A 15,843-nucleotide genomic window follows, 5' to 3' on the forward strand; every position below is an offset into this window, starting at 1 on the left:
AACATGTCCAACACCTTTCTTGCCGACTACCGCGCCCATGCCGCCGAACGCGCTGCGCTTGGCATTCCGCCGCTGCCGCTGGAGGCCCAACAGGTCGCCGACCTGATCGAGCTGATCAAAGCACCACCGGCCGGTGAAGACGCGTTCCTGTTGGACCTGCTCACGCACCGCGTGCCACCCGGTGTGGACGACGCCGCCAAGGTCAAGGCCAGCTTCCTGGCCGCTGTGGCACACGGCGATGTGAGCGTGGGTCTGATCTCCAAGGTCAAGGCCACCGAACTGCTCGGCACCATGGTGGGCGGGTACAACGTGCACCCGCTGATCGAGTTGCTGGACGACGAAGAGACGGCCAGCACCGCTGCCGAAGGTCTCAAGAAGACGCTGCTGATGTTCGACTTCTTCAACGATGTGGCCGACAAGGCCAAGGCGGGCAATGCCAAGGCGCGCGAGGTCATGCAGAGCTGGGCCGATGCCGAGTGGTTCACCAGCCGTCCCGAAGTGGAGAAGAAGATCACTGTGACCGTGTTCAAGGTGCCGGGTGAAACCAACACCGACGACCTTTCGCCCGCGCCCGACGCCTGGAGCCGCCCGGACATTCCGCTGCACTACCTGGCCATGCTGAAGAACACGCGCGAAGGCGCGGCGTTCAAGCCCGAGGAAGACGGCAAGCGTGGCCCGATGCAGTTCATCGACGACCTCAAGAAGAAGGGCCACCTCGTGGCCTATGTGGGCGATGTGGTCGGCACCGGTTCTTCGCGCAAGTCCGCCACCAACTCTGTGATCTGGGCCACGGGCCAGGACATCCCCTTTGTGCCGAACAAGCGTTTCGGCGGCGTCACGCTCGGCGGCAAGATCGCCCCCATCTTCTTCAACACGCAGGAAGACTCGGGCGCTCTGCCGATCGAAGTCGACGTCAGCAAGCTCGAGATGGGTGACGTGATCGACATCCTTCCCTACGAAGGCAAGATCACCAAGGGTGGCGCCACCGTGGTGGAGTTCCAGTTGCGCAGCGACGTGCTGTTCGACGAAGTGCGCGCCGGCGGCCGCATCAACCTGATCATCGGACGCTCGCTCACGGCCAAGGCGCGCGAGTTCCTGGGCCTGGCGGCCAGCACCGCTTTCCGCCTGCCGCAAGCACCTACTGAGACCAAGGCCGGCTTCACGCTGGCGCAAAAAATGGTGGGCCGCGCGGTCGGCCTGCCCGAAGGTTTTGGCGTGCGCCCGGGTACGTACTGCGAGCCCAAGATGACCACCGTCGGTTCGCAGGACACGACCGGCCCTATGACGCGCGATGAACTGAAAGACCTGGCCTGCCTGGGCTTCAGCGCCGACATGGTGATGCAGTCGTTCTGCCACACCGCGGCCTACCCGAAGCCGGTGGACGTGAAGACCCACCGCGAACTGCCCGCCTTCATCAGCAACCGTGGTGGTGTGGCCCTGCGCCCGGGCGACGGTGTGATCCACAGCTGGCTCAACCGCCTGCTGCTGCCCGACACCGTGGGCACCGGCGGTGACTCGCACACCCGCTTCCCGATCGGCATCTCGTTCCCCGCGGGCTCCGGCCTGGTGGCTTTCGGCGCCGCTACCGGCGTGATGCCGCTGGACATGCCCGAATCGGTGCTGGTGCGCTTCAAGGGTCAGATGCAGCCTGGCGTGACCCTGCGCGACCTGGTGCACGCGATTCCGCTGTACGCCATCAAGGCCGGTCTGCTCACGGTCGCCAAGGCCGGCAAGATCAACGTGTTCTCGGGCCGCGTGCTAGAAATCGAAGGCTTGCCCGACCTGAAGGTGGAACAGGCGTTCGAGCTGAGCGATGCGTCTGCCGAGCGCTCGGCCGCGGGCTGCACCATCAAACTCAACCCCGAGCCGATCAAGGAATATCTCACCAGCAACGTCGTGCTGATGAAGAACATGATCGCCAATGGTTACGAGGACAAGCGCAGCCTGGAGCGCCGCATCCAGAAGGTCGAAGCCTGGCTGGCCGCGCCCACGTTGCTCGAAGCCGACGCCAACGCCGAGTACGCCGCCGTGATCGAGATCGATCTGGCCGACATCAAGGAGCCCATCCTGTGCTGCCCGAACGACCCGGACGATGCCAAGACCCTGTCCGACGTGGCCGGCACCAAGATCGATGAAGCCTTCATCGGTTCGTGCATGACCAACATCGGCCACTTCCGCGCCGCCGCCAAGCTGCTGGGCGGCCAACGCGACATCCCGGTCAAGCTGTGGGTCGCGCCGCCGACCAAGATGGACGAGAGCGAGCTGATCAAGGAAGGCCACTACTCGGCGTTCGGCACCGCGGGTGCCCGCACCGAAATGCCCGGCTGCTCGCTGTGCATGGGCAACCAGGCACAGGTGCGCGAAGGCGCGACGGTGGTCTCCACCTCCACCCGCAACTTCCCGAACCGCCTGGGCAAGAACACCAACGTGTACCTGGCCTCGGCCGAGCTGGCGGCCATCGCCTCCAAGCTCGGCCACATCCCCACCGTGGCCGAGTACCACGAGGCGATGGGCGTGGTGAACAAGGATGGCGCGGCGATCTACAAGTACATGAACTTCGACCAGATCGAGGAGTACGCGGAAACGGCAAAGGGCGTGACGGCCTGAGTGATTCCCCCCGCGCCGCCTTCGGCGTCACCCCCCAGGGGGCGGCGCTGGAGGGCCGGCGAAGCCGGACCCTCGGCGCCCTGGAATGAAAAGCCGCTGCTGTTTGCAGCGGCTTTTTCGCTTCTGCCTCTCGTTGCGCTGGGGTTCGATTCAGGCCGCGAGCGTGCGCAGCAGTTCGGCGCTGGCTTCGTCCGCCGGAAAGAACGTCTCCAACGCCAGTTCCTGCAGCGTGATGTCCACCGGTGAGCCGAACACGGTGGTGGTGCTGATGAGGCGCAGCACGCCCTGCGGTGTGCGGAATTCGAACGGCATGAGCACGCCGTGGTGCTCGCCCGGCAGCGCTCCCGCATCAGCGCCGAACGATTCCGGGTATGCCTTGAGCTCGGCCAGCAGAGCCGCCAGCGTCTCGTCCCCCGTGGCGTGGATCTGCTGGCGCAGGCGTTCGAAGAGGTGTTCGCGCCACTGCCGCAGGTTGGCGATGCGCGGCGCCAGGCCCTGGGGGTGCAGGCTCAGGCGCAACACGTTCACCGGGCCTTGCAGCAGCTCGGGCGCCGCACCGGCCAGCAGCATCGGCACCATGCGGTTGTGCATCACGAGGTTCCAGTGCCGGTCCATGGCCAGCGCGGGCCAGGGTTCGTGGCAATCCAGGATGCGCTTGACCGCGGCGCGTGCCGACGCCATGTCGGGCGCTTCCAGCGGGCGCTCGCGGTACATGGGCGCATAGCCCGCGGCCTCCAGCAGCGCGTTGCGCTCGCGCAGCGGCACTTCGAGCCGGTCGACCAGGCGCAAGACCATGTCGCGGCTGGGGCTGGCGCGGCCGGTCTCCACGTAGCTCAGGTGGCGGGTGGACACGTCGGCCACGTGCGCGAGGTCAAGCTGGCTCAAGCGGCGGCGTTGGCGCCAGTGGCGCAGGCGCTCGCCAAAAGGCGAGGGGGTGGCGGCGGCGTGCAGGGCGTTCATGGGCGGCATCGTAGGGCACGGGCGGTGGCGCGGCCATGACCTGCCACGTCATGGACGCCACGCACCGTCGACGGGACCATCTGCACCGGATCCCTCGATCCCGACTCTTTCCACCTCGTCATCCTGGAGTGCCTCATGTCCCTCATCCAGTCCCTCACGTCTCCCCTCGGCCTGCGTCGTGTGCTCTGGGCCGATGCCCTGTCGGGTTCCGGCACCGCCGGGCTGCACCTGGCGCTGGCCGGTTCGCTGTCCCCCTGGCTGGGCCTGCCCACGGGTTTGCTGAGCGCCTCGGGCATCGTGTTGCTGCTCTATGTGGCGTTGGCCGGCGCCCTGGCCTTGCAACCAACGCCGCCGCGCGCATGGCTGACCACCCTCATCGTCGGCAACTTCGCCTGGGTGGCCGCGTGCCTGGTGCTGCTGTTCGGCGGTGTGGTCTCGCCCACGCCTCTGGGTCAAGCCTATCTGGTGGTGCAGGCGGTGGCCGTCTTCGTGCTGGCCGAGCTGCAATGGACGGCGCTGCGCCGCACAAGGCTGGCCACGGCCTGATCGGGTGTGCGTTAGCGAACAGATGCGCGCACGTCGAACGCCTACGCTGGGGGCGTGCCAGGCATGGACGGTCCGGTCCATCTCTGGCCAAGCGGTCCATCCAAAAACGAAGGAGAACCCCCATGACCCTCGGAACCATTCTTCTCATCATCCTGGTGCTGATACTGCTGGGCGTCTTCCCCGCATGGCCACACAGCCGGGGCTGGGGCTACGGGCCCAGTGGTTTGCTGGGCGTTGTGCTGGTGATCGTGATCGTGCTGTTGATCACCGGGAGGATTTGAGTCTCCCGTTCCGCGCGGAAGGTTCTTTTCAAGTCTGTCAGCAAGGAATGGCGCGCTCCTGACAGAATGGGCCGGTGTTCTACCGAACCCGTCAGGAGCCCCACATGTCCAACACAAACCATTTCTCCCATCCGTTCGCGTCCACCGTCAAGACCTTCAAGACGGCTTCTGGCAAAAGCGGCCGGTTCTATTCGCTGCCGGCGCTGGCCAAGCAGTTCCCTTCGGTCAAACGGTTGCCGGTGTCGCTGCGCATCGTGCTGGAGAGCGTGCTGCGCCATTGCGATGGCGAACGCGTCACGCCCGAGCACGTGGCCCAGCTCGCGCAGTGGCAGCCCAACACCGCGCGCACCGATGAAATCCCGTTCACCGTGGCGCGCGTGGTGCTGCAGGACTTCACCGGTGTGCCGCTGCTGGCCGACCTGGCCGCCATGCGCAGCACGGCCCAGCGCCTGGGTCAGGACCCGAAGAAGATCGAACCCCTGGTGCCAGTGGACCTGGTGGTCGACCACTCGGTCATGGTGGACTATTACGGCACCAAGCAGGCGCTGGACCTGAACATGAAGCTGGAGTTCCAGCGCAACAACGAGCGCTACCAGTTCATGAAGTGGGGCATGCAGGCGTTCGACACGTTTGGCGTGGTGCCTCCGGGCTTTGGCATCGTGCACCAGGTGAACCTGGAATACCTGGCGCGCGGCGTGCACCTGAAGGGCGGGCTCTACTACCCCGACACGCTGGTGGGCACCGACAGCCACACCACCATGATCAACGGCATCGGCGTGGTGGCCTGGGGCGTGGGCGGCATCGAGGCCGAGGCCGCCATGCTGGGCCAGCCGGTCTACTTCCTCACGCCCGACGTGGTGGGCTTCGAGCTCACCGGCCGCCTGCGCGAGGGCGTGACCGCCACCGACCTGGTGCTCACCGTCACCGAAATCCTGCGCCAGCAGAAAGTGGTGGGCAAGTTCGTCGAGTTCTTCGGCGAAGGCACGGCCTCGCTGTCCTTGCCCGACCGCGCCACCATCGGCAACATGGCGCCCGAATACGGCGCCACCATGGGCTTCTTCCCGGTGGACGAGAAGACGCTCGACTACTTCCGTGGCACCGGTCGCAGCAAGGCCGAGATCGAAGCCTTCGAGGCCTACTTCCGCGCCCAGGAACTGTTCGGCGTGCCGCGCAGCGGGGACATCGACTACTCCCAGGTCGTGAAGCTGGACCTGGGCCTGGTCACGCCGAGCCTGGCCGGCCCCAAGCGCCCGCAGGACCGCATCGAACTGGGCCAGGTCGCCCGGCAGTTTGCCGAGCTGTACAGCAAGCCGAACGACCAGAACGGCTTCAACCGGCCCGCCGAGCTGCTGCACACGCGCTTTCACGCGGTGGACAATCAGATCGCACCGGTGCCGGTGCCGGCGGCCAAGCCCACGCCCGAAGGCGCTCCGCGCTTCGAGGCCGAGATGGTGGCCAACCGGCCGGTGCGCGCCCTGGCGCCGGCCAAGGAATTGCAACGCACCGACCTCACCGTGGGCAATGGCGACGTGCTGATCGCCGCCATCACCAGCTGCACCAACACCAGCAACCCCGGCGTGCTGCTGGCCGCGGGCCTGCTGGCGAAGAAGGCGGTGGAAGCGGGCCTGAAGGTCAAGCCGCACATCAAGACCTCGCTCGCCCCCGGCTCGCGCATCGTCACCGAGTACCTCACGCAGACCGGCCTGCTGCCCTACCTGGAGAAGCTCGGCTTCGCGCTCGCCGGCTACGGCTGCACCACCTGCATCGGCAACGCCGGCGACCTCACGCCCGAACTCAACGCCGTCATCACCCAGAACGACCTGATCTGCGCCGCCGTGCTCTCGGGCAACCGCAACTTCGAGGCGCGCATCCACCCCAACCTCAAGGCCAACTTCCTCGCCAGCCCGCCGCTGGTGGTGGCCTATGCCATCGCGGGCAACGTCATGAAAGACCTCATGACCGAGCCGCTGGGCAAGGGCAAGGGCGGCAAGCCGGTGTACCTGGGCGACGTCTGGCCCACCAGCGACGAGATCTACAAGCTCATGAAGTTCGCCATGAACGGCAAGGCTTACCGCGAGAACTACGAACGCGTGTCCACCGACCCGGGCAAGCTGTGGGAGCACATCAAGGGCGTCTCGGGCACCACCTACAACTGGCCCAAGAGCACCTACATCGCCGAGCCGCCGTTCTTCGACACCTTCAAGCTCGCGCAAACCACCGCCACCGAACCACCGGCCGTGCACGGCGCGCGCATCATGGCGCTGTTTGGCGACTCCATCACCACCGACCACATCTCCCCAGCCGGTAACATCGCCGAAAAATCGCCCGCCGGCCAGTGGCTGCTCGACCACGGCGTGCTCAAGGCCGATTTCAACAGCTATGGCGCGCGCCGCGGCAACCACGACGTGATGATGCGCGGCACCTTCGCCAACGTGCGCATCAAGAACCTCATGCTCGCACCGCTGCCCGGGGGCTCTCGCGAGGAGGGCGGCTGGACCATCTACCAGCTCGAAGGCGTGGGGCAGGGCCAGAAGATGAGCATCTTCGACGCCGCCATGCGCTACCAGGCCGCCGGCGTGTCCACCGTGGTGTTCGCGGGCGAGGAATACGGCACCGGCTCCAGCCGCGACTGGGCCGCCAAGGGCACGCAGCTGCTGGGCATCAAGGCCGTGGTGGCGCGCAGCTTCGAGCGCATCCACCGCTCCAACCTGGTGGGCATGGGGGTGCTGCCGCTGCAGTTCAAGAACGGCGATTCCTGGGAATCGCTGGGAGTGGTGGGCGACGAAACCGTGGACGTCATCCCCCACCCGGATTTGCTGCCGCAGAGCGAGGCCCGGCTGGTCATCACCAGCCCCAACGGCAAGCGCCGCGAGGTGGCCGTCATTCTGCGCATCGACACGCCGGTGGAAGTGAACTACTACCGCGACGGCGGAATCCTCCCCTACGTCCTCCGGCAATTGTTGAGCGCTTGAGCCGGATACCGCAACGCGGCATGATGTGTTTCATCCGCCACCAGGAGTCGCCATGCGAAAGCCTGCCTTGTACAGCCCGACCACCCGCGCCGTGGTCCGCAAGGCGGTTGCGCCGGCCGTCGAGGACGCACCCGCTGCGGTGGTGAAGCCGCCCGCGCGCTGGCGCACCGCCTTGGGGCGCATGGCCGGCAGCCCACGCACGGTGTGGTCGGCCCTGGTGTTGCTGACGGCCCTGCTCGTGGCCAGCGTCTGGCACGGCCAGAGCCAGCTGCCCAAGGCGCTCACGCAGAAGGACATCGACGCCGCCGTGCTGCGCACCCTGACCACCCAGAACCTGCCCTCGCAAGCCGCGCGTGCGGCCGAGAAGATCCGCCCCGCAGTGGTGCGCGTCGTGTCCTCCGTCAAGGACAAGAAGGGGGTGGAACAGGAATTGGGCGAGGGCACGGGCGTGGTCATCGTCGACAAGGGCGTGATCCTGACCAACCTGCACGTGGTGCAGGGTGCGCAGAGCATCAAGGTGGTGTTTGCCGACGGCACCGAGTCGGTGGCCAGCGTCACCGGCGTGCAGGCGCACAACGACCTGGCCGTGCTGCAGGCCCACACCATTCCCGACGACCTCATCGCCGCCACCATGCGCTCCACCGGCGACCTCGTGCCCGGCGACGGCGTGGTGGCGGTCGGCTTTCCCTTCGGCATCGGCCCGTCCACCTCCTCGGGCGTCATCTCCGGCTTCAACCGCGCCTTCAAGTCGCCCGAGGGCGAGCAGGAAATCGGCAACCTGATCCAGTTCGATGCGGCCGCCAACCCCGGCAACTCCGGGGGACCGCTGGTCACCATGGACGGCGAGGTGGTCGGCATCGTCACCGGCATCCTCAACCCGACCAGCCACCGCACCTTCGTGGGCATCGGATTTGCCGTCCCGATCGAAAGCGCGGCCAGCGCCGCAGGACTTCCCCCGTTCTGAACACCCCTCTTTCTTCACAGGAGCGCTCCATGGACCAAAGCAACGCCCCCGACACCGCCCAGCTCATGGAGCAGATCCTGTACGAGGTCAAGCGCGTGGTGGTCGGGCAGGACCGGTTCCTCGAACGCGTCATGGTCGCGATGCTGGCCCAGGGCCACCTGCTGGTCGAGGGCGTGCCCGGCCTGGCCAAGACGCTGACCGTGAAGACGCTGGCCAGCGTGGTGCAGGGCCAGTTCAAGCGCATCCAGTTCACGCCCGACCTCGTGCCCGCCGACCTCGTGGGCACGCGCATCTACAACCAGAAAACCGGCGACTTCAGCACCTCGCTCGGCCCCGTGTTCGCCAACCTGCTGCTGGCCGACGAAATCAACCGCGCGCCCGCCAAGGTGCAGAGCGCGCTGCTGGAGGTGATGCAGGAGCGCCAGGTCACGATCGCCGGTGACACGCACAAGGTGCCCAACCCGTTCCTGGTGATGGCCACACAGAACCCGATCGAGACCGAAGGCACCTACCCGTTGCCCGAAGCACAGGTCGACCGCTTCATGATGAAGGTGATGGTCGACTACCCCAGCGACGAAGAGGAATACGTGATCGTCGAGCGCGTCACCGGCCCGTCGGTGAACGTCAACGCCGTCGCCACCACCGACCAGCTCGCCGCCTTGCAGGCGCAATGCCGCCAGGTGTACGTGGACCCCTCGCTGGTGCAGTACGCGGTCAAGCTCGTGTCGGCCACGCGCAACCCGGAGAAGCACGGCATCAAGGACATGGCGCACCTCATCACCTTCGGCGCCAGCCCGCGCGCCACCATCGGGCTGGTGGAAGGCGCGCGCGCCCTGGCGATGCTGCGCGGGCGCAACTACGCGCTGCCCGAAGACATGATCGACCTCGTGCCCGACGTGCTGCGCCACCGCGTGGTGCTCTCCTACGAAGGCCTCTCCGAAGGCTTGAGCAGCGACGCGCTGATCGGCCGCATCATGAAACACATTCCAGCGCCGGCCCGGCCGCTGGAGCACGAGAAGAAAGTGGCGTGAACATGTTCGCGCGGCTCTTCGGCAAGGAAGGCGAGGTCCAGGCCAGCGGGGCGGCCGCGGCCACGCCGGTCGCGCGCCGCGCCGAAGCCCTGCTGCGCCGGCTGGAGTGGACCGTGCTGCGCCGGCTCGACGGCCTGCTGCAAGGCGACTACCGCACCCTCATGCGCGGCTCGGGCCTGGACCTGGCCGACCTGCGCGAATACCAGCACCACGACGACGTGCGCCACATCGACTGGAACGTCACCGCGCGCCTTCAGGTGCCCCACGTGCGCGTGTTCACCGAAGACCGCGAGATGGCCGCGTGGTTCCTGCTCGACCTCAGCCCCTCGGTCGACTTCGGCTCGGGCGAGCAGCGCAAGAGCCAGGTGCTGCTGGACTTCACCGCGGTGCTCGCGCGCCTGATCGGGCGCCGCGGCAACCGGGTGGGTGCGGTGCTCTACGGCTCGCGCGGCGAGCCGGTGGTCGACGCCGTGCTGCCCGCGCGCGGTGGCCGCACGCAGGTGCTGCGCATCATGCAGATGGTGTTGCAGCCGCCGAAGAAGACCGACGCCGAGCGCAAGAACGGCGTGACCCAGCTCGCCGACCTGCTGCGTGCCGCGCTGCACACCGTGCGCCAGCGCGGCACGCTGTTCGTGGTGTCCGACTTCATCAGCGAGCCCGGCTGGGAAAAGCCCCTGGGCGAACTCGCGCGGCGGCACGACGTGGTGGCCGTGCGCCTGCTCGACCCGCTGGAACTGGACCTGCCCGACCTGGGCCTCATCCCGATCCGCGATGCCGAAACCGGCGAACAGTTGCTGGTGGACACGCACGACGCCGGCTTTCGCCAGCGCTTCGCGCGCATTGCCGCGCAACGCGAAGCGCAACTGCGCGAGAGCCTGGGCCGTGCCGGCGTGGACACGTTGGAGCTGGCTACCGACGACGACCTCGCCGAGGCCGTGATGCGTTTCATCGAACTGCGCAAAGGGCGCCAACGCCACGCGCGCAACGGCCCGTCTGTGCCGCACATGCCCACCCAATTGCCCACGCGCGATCGCCACAGCCTTGCGCGTCCACGTGAACGTGAAGGAGCACGATCATGATGAACTGGTTGAACCACCTGCCCGTGAGTTTCCTGTGGCCGCAATTGCTGTGGCTGCTGCTGGCCTTGCCATTGCTCGTGCTGCTCTACGTGTGGCTGATGCGCCGGCGCAAGCAGACCGCGCTGCGCTACGCGAGCCTGTCGATCGTGCGCGAAGCCATGGGCAAAGGCCCGGGCTGGCGCCGCCACGTGCCGCCCGTGCTGCTGCTCATGGCCATTGCCATCATGTTGCTGGCCTCGGCACGGCCCATGGCCAGCATCGTGCTGCCGTCGAACCAGCAGACCATCATCCTGGCCATGGACGTCTCGGGCAGCATGCGCGCCGAAGACGTGCAACCCAACCGCCTCGTGGCCTCGCAGAACGCCGCCAAGGCCTTCCTGGCCGAACTGCCCCGGCATGTGAAGGTCGGCATCGTCGCCTTCGCCGGTTCGGCGCAGGTGGTGCAGCCCATCACGCTCAGCCGCGAAGACTTGGTGGCTGCGATCGACAAGTTCCAGCTGCAGCGCGCCACTGCCATCGGCAGCGCCATCGTGGTCTCGCTCTCCGAGCTGTTCCCCGAGCAGCGCATCAACCTCGGCGACATGACCTACAGCCGCAACACCGACCCCTTTGCGCCCAAGGGCCGCGCGCTCGACCAGCCCAAGCCCGACGACAAACCCTTCACCCCCGTGGCACCGGGCTCGTACACCTCGGCCGCCATCATCCTGCTCACCGACGGCCAGCGCACCACCGGCGTGGACACCGCCGAAGCCGCCAAGATGGCGGCCGATCGCGGTGTGCGCGTCTATACCGTGGGCGTGGGCACGGTCGACGGTGAAATCATCGGCTTCGAGGGCTGGTCCATGCGCGTGCGGCTGGACGAACAAAGCCTCAAGGACGTGGCCCGCACGACGCAGGCCGAGTACTACTACGCTGGCACGGCGGAGAACCTGAAGAAGGTCTACGAAACCCTGAGCTCGCGCCTCACGGTGGAGAAGAAGGAAACCGAGATCTCTGGCCTGCTTGCGCTCGCGGCCTCGTTGCTCGCGCTGCTGTCGGCGGGCCTGTCGGTGCTGTGGTTCAACCGGATTCTTTGAGGCGCGCGCGCTGCTTGCAAAGCGTGAGGGTTGGGGTCCCCTGAGGGCTGCGGAACCCTTGCAACCCTCGGGGCACTCAGGGCCGATGGCAGATGCCATCCCGCCATGGAGCCCCCAGCATGAGCCGCACCACCCTTCCTCATCCGTCCGGCGCATTTCCCGTACCTCCGAATCTCCCTCCGCAAGTCACCGGGCTGCCAATGCATCTGAGCGGCGTGGGTCCTGTGTTGCCCGGTGTGGCGACGCAGCTGCCACGCCATGTGCAGCAGCATCAGGGCGAGGTTCAAGCCCAGATGCCGCCCCCGCTGCAATTCGCGCCCCCATCTCCCTGGTCATCTCCGTCGACCCCGCTGCCCTACACGCTGCTGTTCCAGATACCTGCCTACGTGGGCGCACCGTCGACGCCGATATCGCAAGCCGCGCAAGAATGGGTGGATGGGCTGCTCGAACCGGAACCCAGCGCCACGCTGGTGCAGGTGGTGCATCCCGTGGTGCCCCATTACCCGGTGCCGGTGCCGGTGCCGGTGCCGGTGCTGGTGACGCCACCCATGCAGTGGACTTCAGCCGCCTTGCTGTCGACGACGCCTTTGTGCACCCCTGCAGCGACTACCTTGGCGCAGTCGCATCGGGCGACTCAGCTGCAGGCTCAGCAGCTCCCGATGCCGATGGGGCGACCTGGGTCGGTCGTGCGGGGGACTCTCACATCCGCCGATTTGCTGGGCTTGAGCGCACCGACCTCTTCGACCAGCGCTGCCCCTTTAGGTCCACCTGCCTACAGCCTCGAGGCGTTGGCCAACGCCACTCCCGCCGGTGCTGTGCTCATGGTCGGTAAGGAGTTTGCTCGGCTGCTGGGCGAGGACCAACTGGAAGCTGCGGGGCAGATGTTCGAGCCCTTGGCAAAAAAAATTGATGCCTGGTTGCGCACAGACCCGAGCAAGGAAAGGACGAGGGGGGTGGATCTGAGCAACAAGATGCATCCGTTCCGCGCCCCGATAACTGCTCACCTCAGAGGGGGGTGTCACTTTCGTTCCAGCCTCGCATGGTCTTCCCCTTGGTGCCTAGAGCTGCGTTTCTTGGTGAATAGAGAACGGCTTGACTGGCATAAGGGGATCCTCGACAACTGGGCGCCGGACTTTCGCGTTTCTGAGAGGCGCCGAGATGCGTTGAAATCCCTGATCGCGCAGCTCAGTTGGACCGCTCAACCTTTGGTCAATGCATGGGCTCGCTTCCGAAATGATGTGGGGCTCATGGTCGCGACCTTGAAGAAGGCGCTCGACATCTTGGTAGATGCGTATGCTGCGCTGAAATCTAGCGCAGAACAGCAGGCCTTCCTCGACGATATTCTGGCGGCCATTGCGCGGGCCTATTGTTCGTTGCAACTGGCCGATGGCCTGCTCGCCCTTCAAGGGATGCCTCAATGGTTGGCTGCCCCTCTTCGACAGAAGGCGCAGGAACTCATCGACGATCCCGGTCCCCGGCTGTTCCCCTTCGACAAGTCGAGGCCAGCTGCACCGTCACAGCTTCTGCCGGCGTACACGTCAGCCGAGCTGGTGGTCCAGCCCCCCTCTGACCCATCCGTCGTCAACTCCATGGCCTTGGTCGACACCACACCGTTGTCGGTCCTGGCAATGTCCACTTCCACCCCTTTCGGTTTGCTGGACTTGACCTCGCGAATGGATCTTGCCACTGGGGGCATGGGCGCACCGACCTTGTCTATCAGCGTCCCTCCATTGAGCCCACCCGCCTACAGCCTTTTGGCGTTGGCCAACGCCACCCCCACCGATGCCGTGCTCATGGTCGGGGGGGAGTTCGCTCGGCTGCTGGGCGAGAACCAACTGGAAGCTGCGGGGCAGGTGCTTGAGCCTCTTGTGAAAAAAATCGACGTCTGGCTGCTCGCAGACCTGGGCGAGGAAAAGGAGAGGGGGTTGGATCTGTGCAACAGGATGGACCATTTCCTTTCCCCTATACCTGCTCACCTCAGAGGGGCAAGTGACTTTTACTCGCGTCTGACGCCGTCCTCATCTTGGCGCCTAGCGTTGCGTTTTTTGGAGAAATTGGAACGGCTAGTCTGGCATAAGGGGGTCGTTGACCACTGGGCGCCGGGCTTGCGCAATGCTGTGATGCGCCGAGACGCGTTGAAATCCCTGATCGCGCAGCTTAGTTGGATCGCTCAACCTTCGCCCAAGACGCGGCCTCGTCAAGCAAAAAAGGAACTCGACCTGATGGATGTGACCGTGAAGAAAGCGCTCGACATCTGCGTGAATGCGTACGCTGCGCTGAGATCCCTTGCGGAGCAGCGGGCGTTCCGAGACGATATTCTGGCCGCTATTGCCCCGGCCTATTGTTCGTTGCGACTGGCCGACAGCCTGCTCGCCCTTGAAGTGCTGCCTCTCTGGTTGGATGCCCCGCTTCGAAAGAAGGCGCAGGAGGTCGTGGACGATCCCCGTCCCAGGCTGTTCCCCTTCGACCAACGCAGGCAAACTGCAGCATCGCATGCCCTGTCGGCGTACACGCCCGCCGCGCTGCTGGGTCTGCCAGCCAGTGAGGATGTCGTTTCTTCAGGTAGCTTGCACGCGCAGACCCTGCCCCTCGGGGGTGCCCCCTCCGTCCAATCCGTCGCCGAAACTGACTTGGAGCCCGACTCCGACTCCATGGCCATGACCACAGCTGTGTCGGTCACGGCAAGTTCCAGCTACATCTCTGCCTTGTTCACACGAAGCAATGTGGTAACTGGAAGCATGGGCGCACCGGCCTCGTCCACCAGCGCCACTCCTTTGGTTCTCTCCGAACAGCGCGAAATTTCCTCCGTGCCGAGCACAGCCCAGAAGCGGCAGCGCGAAACGGAAGTCGCGGCGCCCCAGGCCAAACAAGCCAGAGACGGCGAAATTCGAAACCCTTCCAGCACCGTGTTCATGCCGCCCTCCAAGCCACAGGCCACGCCGAGAAACCATCTGTCCCAGACGCAGGGGAATATGTCCTGCGCGCCCGCTCGAGACGGTTCTCTGCGGGCTCCCAACCAGGCCCCCACTTTCTTCGAAGCGCTGGGGGCCTTGCAAGCCGATAGCCGTCGCCTGAACAACAGCATCGTGAAACAACTGGCCCGCCAGGCCATGGTGGAGGCCGACTTGAGCACACGCGCGGGGCTGCGGATGTATCTCGGGCAGATGGCATCGCTGGCCCAACTGCCCAAGACACGCCAATTCGCGCACACGCCCTCTGAGCGGTTGGCCGGGGTGTTCGTCAATCTGACGGGCATGGCCGAACAGTGCGCAAGAGGTGCGTCGCAGGAATGGCGCAGCGAAAGCGAGTTCTGGAGCGACGTCGCGAATGAAATGGGTTCGCCCCAGAGGGCGGTGCTGCGGCGGGCCATGGTGGCGTTGGCGCAAACCGAGCTGAGGGGGCATCCGGATGCGGCTGCCCTCATTGAGCGGTTCAATTCGGCTCGCGTTGGCGTTGGAGCGGGAGGCGGTGCCCGGGCATCCCTGTCCGCGCGCAACGACACGAATGACGCGAACGCATGGTTGGATTCCGTTCTGACGGAGCCACCCGAGACGCCACAGGCGTTGGAGCAACGGGCGCAGAACGACAGGTATGCACAGTCCCGCGGTTCCATGCTGGGACTGCCACCCACGCCTGGCACGTCGGCGCCCCAGAAACCCGTGCCGGAAAGCCCCAGCGCCTGGTTGAACGGGTTCCTGGACGATTGACAGGCAAGGGTGCAGGGAACCTGCGCTGGGTGCGCGTCACGCATCCTGTCCTGGGCGTTGCTGCCCACACGCTTCCACAACCCAGCGCGGCTCAACCGCAAGGATGAACACCATGAGCATGACATCCCATCTCCTCGACCAGTTGTTGCCCCGCGCGGGTGGGTGGGTGCCAGACGAGCGTGGCACCTTTGTGCTGAGCGTGCTGCCCGATGTGGTGGTCAATATCGTCGAAGACCCCTCCGCCATGCAGATCCATTTCTTGAGCGCGGTGGGCGAAGCGGGCAGCCACAGCGTGACTGTCGACGGTGGCACAGAAGAGCCGCAGCCGGTGCGGGGCCGCAAGCGTGTGTTGGTGGCCGAAGAGACGGGCTTGGTGACGGCGCTTCGCACGGTGGACGCGGTCGGGTTGGACGAGGCCGCATTCACCGCGGAATTGGGCGCGCACGTGACGTTCGCACGCCAGTTGGCAGTTGCGCTGTCTGAGGCCAACCCACCTTCCGACGATGGAGTGCTCGAACCCTCGGGCGTTGTTTCCACCTGGTTCGAGTGCGTCGCCAACACTGCAGCGGGTTGACCTCACTGTGTGCGTTTTCCGCGCGAGGTGTCTGGAGTGCGTCCTG

11 protein-coding genes are annotated in these 15,843 nt (G+C 66.0%); 10 read left to right on the top strand and 1 reads right to left on the bottom strand.

All coding sequences use genetic code 11. The annotated features are described in order from the left end of the window. The first annotated feature begins 3 nt into the window (after positions 1 to 3). Complete coding sequence (acnB, locus tag F9K07_RS09705; protein WP_159592078.1) at positions 4 to 2,607, top strand: bifunctional aconitate hydratase 2/2-methylisocitrate dehydratase; 2,604 nt, start codon at positions 4 to 6, stop codon at positions 2,605 to 2,607. Positions 2,608 to 2,757: 150 nt separating this feature from the next. Here the strand turns inward: acnB and F9K07_RS09710 are convergent, their stop codons facing one another. Next, the gene (locus F9K07_RS09710; protein WP_159592081.1) at positions 2,758 to 3,567 is read right to left on the bottom strand and encodes an MmyB family transcriptional regulator; all 810 of its coding nucleotides are present in this window, start codon (positions 3,565 to 3,567) and stop codon (positions 2,758 to 2,760) included. Positions 3,568 to 3,702: 135 nt separating this feature from the next. Here F9K07_RS09710 and F9K07_RS09715 point away from each other — a divergent pair, with 135 nt between their 5' ends. The 9 genes from F9K07_RS09715 to F9K07_RS09755 all read left to right on the top strand — a co-directional run bounded on the left by F9K07_RS09715 (position 3,703) and on the right by F9K07_RS09755 (position 15,797). After that, positions 3,703 to 4,113 (top strand): hypothetical protein, encoded by a 411-nt coding sequence (locus F9K07_RS09715; RefSeq protein ID WP_159592084.1) that lies wholly within the window; start codon positions 3,703 to 3,705, stop codon positions 4,111 to 4,113. 122 nt (positions 4,114 to 4,235) lie between these two features. Then, positions 4,236 to 4,394, top strand: a complete 159-nt coding sequence (locus F9K07_RS09720; RefSeq protein ID WP_159592087.1) for a DUF3309 family protein — start codon at positions 4,236 to 4,238, stop codon at positions 4,392 to 4,394. Positions 4,395 to 4,498: 104 nt separating this feature from the next. Beyond that, positions 4,499 to 7,366, top strand: coding sequence for an aconitate hydratase (locus tag F9K07_RS09725; protein ID WP_159592090.1), 2,868 nt, complete (start codon positions 4,499 to 4,501; stop codon positions 7,364 to 7,366). A 52-nt stretch (positions 7,367 to 7,418) separates the two neighbouring features. Continuing rightward, on the top strand, positions 7,419 to 8,330 hold the full coding sequence (locus F9K07_RS09730) for a S1C family serine protease (protein WP_159592093.1): 912 nt from the start codon (positions 7,419 to 7,421) through the stop codon (positions 8,328 to 8,330). Between the two features lie 29 nt (positions 8,331 to 8,359). Beyond that, complete coding sequence (locus tag F9K07_RS09735) at positions 8,360 to 9,361, top strand: AAA family ATPase (protein WP_159592096.1); 1,002 nt, start codon at positions 8,360 to 8,362, stop codon at positions 9,359 to 9,361. 2 nt (positions 9,362 to 9,363) lie between these two features. Then, positions 9,364 to 10,440 (top strand): DUF58 domain-containing protein, encoded by a 1,077-nt coding sequence (locus F9K07_RS09740; RefSeq protein ID WP_159596883.1) that lies wholly within the window; start codon positions 9,364 to 9,366, stop codon positions 10,438 to 10,440. Positions 10,441 to 10,463: 23 nt separating this feature from the next. Then, positions 10,464 to 11,516 carry a VWA domain-containing protein gene (locus tag F9K07_RS09745; protein ID WP_159596884.1) on the top strand — a complete coding sequence of 351 codons (1,053 nt, stop codon included), beginning with the start codon at positions 10,464 to 10,466 and terminating at the stop codon, positions 11,514 to 11,516. A 119-nt stretch (positions 11,517 to 11,635) separates the two neighbouring features. Then, positions 11,636 to 15,223: a hypothetical protein gene (locus F9K07_RS09750; RefSeq protein ID WP_159592099.1), complete on the top strand. Its 3,588-nt coding sequence runs from the start codon at positions 11,636 to 11,638 to the stop codon at positions 15,221 to 15,223. A 118-nt stretch (positions 15,224 to 15,341) separates the two neighbouring features. Then, complete coding sequence (locus tag F9K07_RS09755; RefSeq protein ID WP_159592102.1) at positions 15,342 to 15,797, top strand: hypothetical protein; 456 nt, start codon at positions 15,342 to 15,344, stop codon at positions 15,795 to 15,797. Positions 15,798 to 15,843 lie beyond the last annotated feature (46 nt).

Origin of the sequence: Hydrogenophaga sp. BPS33 (assembly GCF_009859475.1) — a bacterium.
Classification (GTDB): domain Bacteria; phylum Pseudomonadota; class Gammaproteobacteria; order Burkholderiales; family Burkholderiaceae_C; genus Hydrogenophaga.

Excerpts from the sequence above, each read along its gene's own strand:
- acnB (WP_159592078.1), top strand. The coding sequence starts at position 4 with ATGTCCAACACCTTTCTTGCCGACTACCGCGCCCATGCCGCCGAACGC.
- F9K07_RS09735 (WP_159592096.1), top strand. The coding sequence starts at position 8,360 with ATGGACCAAAGCAACGCCCCCGACACCGCCCAGCTCATGGAGCAGATC.
- F9K07_RS09730 (WP_159592093.1), top strand. The coding sequence starts at position 7,419 with ATGCGAAAGCCTGCCTTGTACAGCCCGACCACCCGCGCCGTGGTCCGC.
- F9K07_RS09750 (WP_159592099.1), top strand. The coding sequence starts at position 11,636 with ATGAGCCGCACCACCCTTCCTCATCCGTCCGGCGCATTTCCCGTACCT.
- F9K07_RS09755 (WP_159592102.1), top strand. The coding sequence starts at position 15,342 with ATGACATCCCATCTCCTCGACCAGTTGTTGCCCCGCGCGGGTGGGTGG.
- F9K07_RS09710 (WP_159592081.1), bottom strand. The coding sequence starts at position 3,567 with ATGAACGCCCTGCACGCCGCCGCCACCCCCTCGCCTTTTGGCGAGCGC.
- F9K07_RS09725 (WP_159592090.1), top strand. The coding sequence starts at position 4,499 with ATGTCCAACACAAACCATTTCTCCCATCCGTTCGCGTCCACCGTCAAG.
- F9K07_RS09740 (WP_159596883.1), top strand. The coding sequence starts at position 9,364 with ATGTTCGCGCGGCTCTTCGGCAAGGAAGGCGAGGTCCAGGCCAGCGGG.
- F9K07_RS09715 (WP_159592084.1), top strand. The coding sequence starts at position 3,703 with ATGTCCCTCATCCAGTCCCTCACGTCTCCCCTCGGCCTGCGTCGTGTG.
- F9K07_RS09720 (WP_159592087.1), top strand. The coding sequence starts at position 4,236 with ATGACCCTCGGAACCATTCTTCTCATCATCCTGGTGCTGATACTGCTG.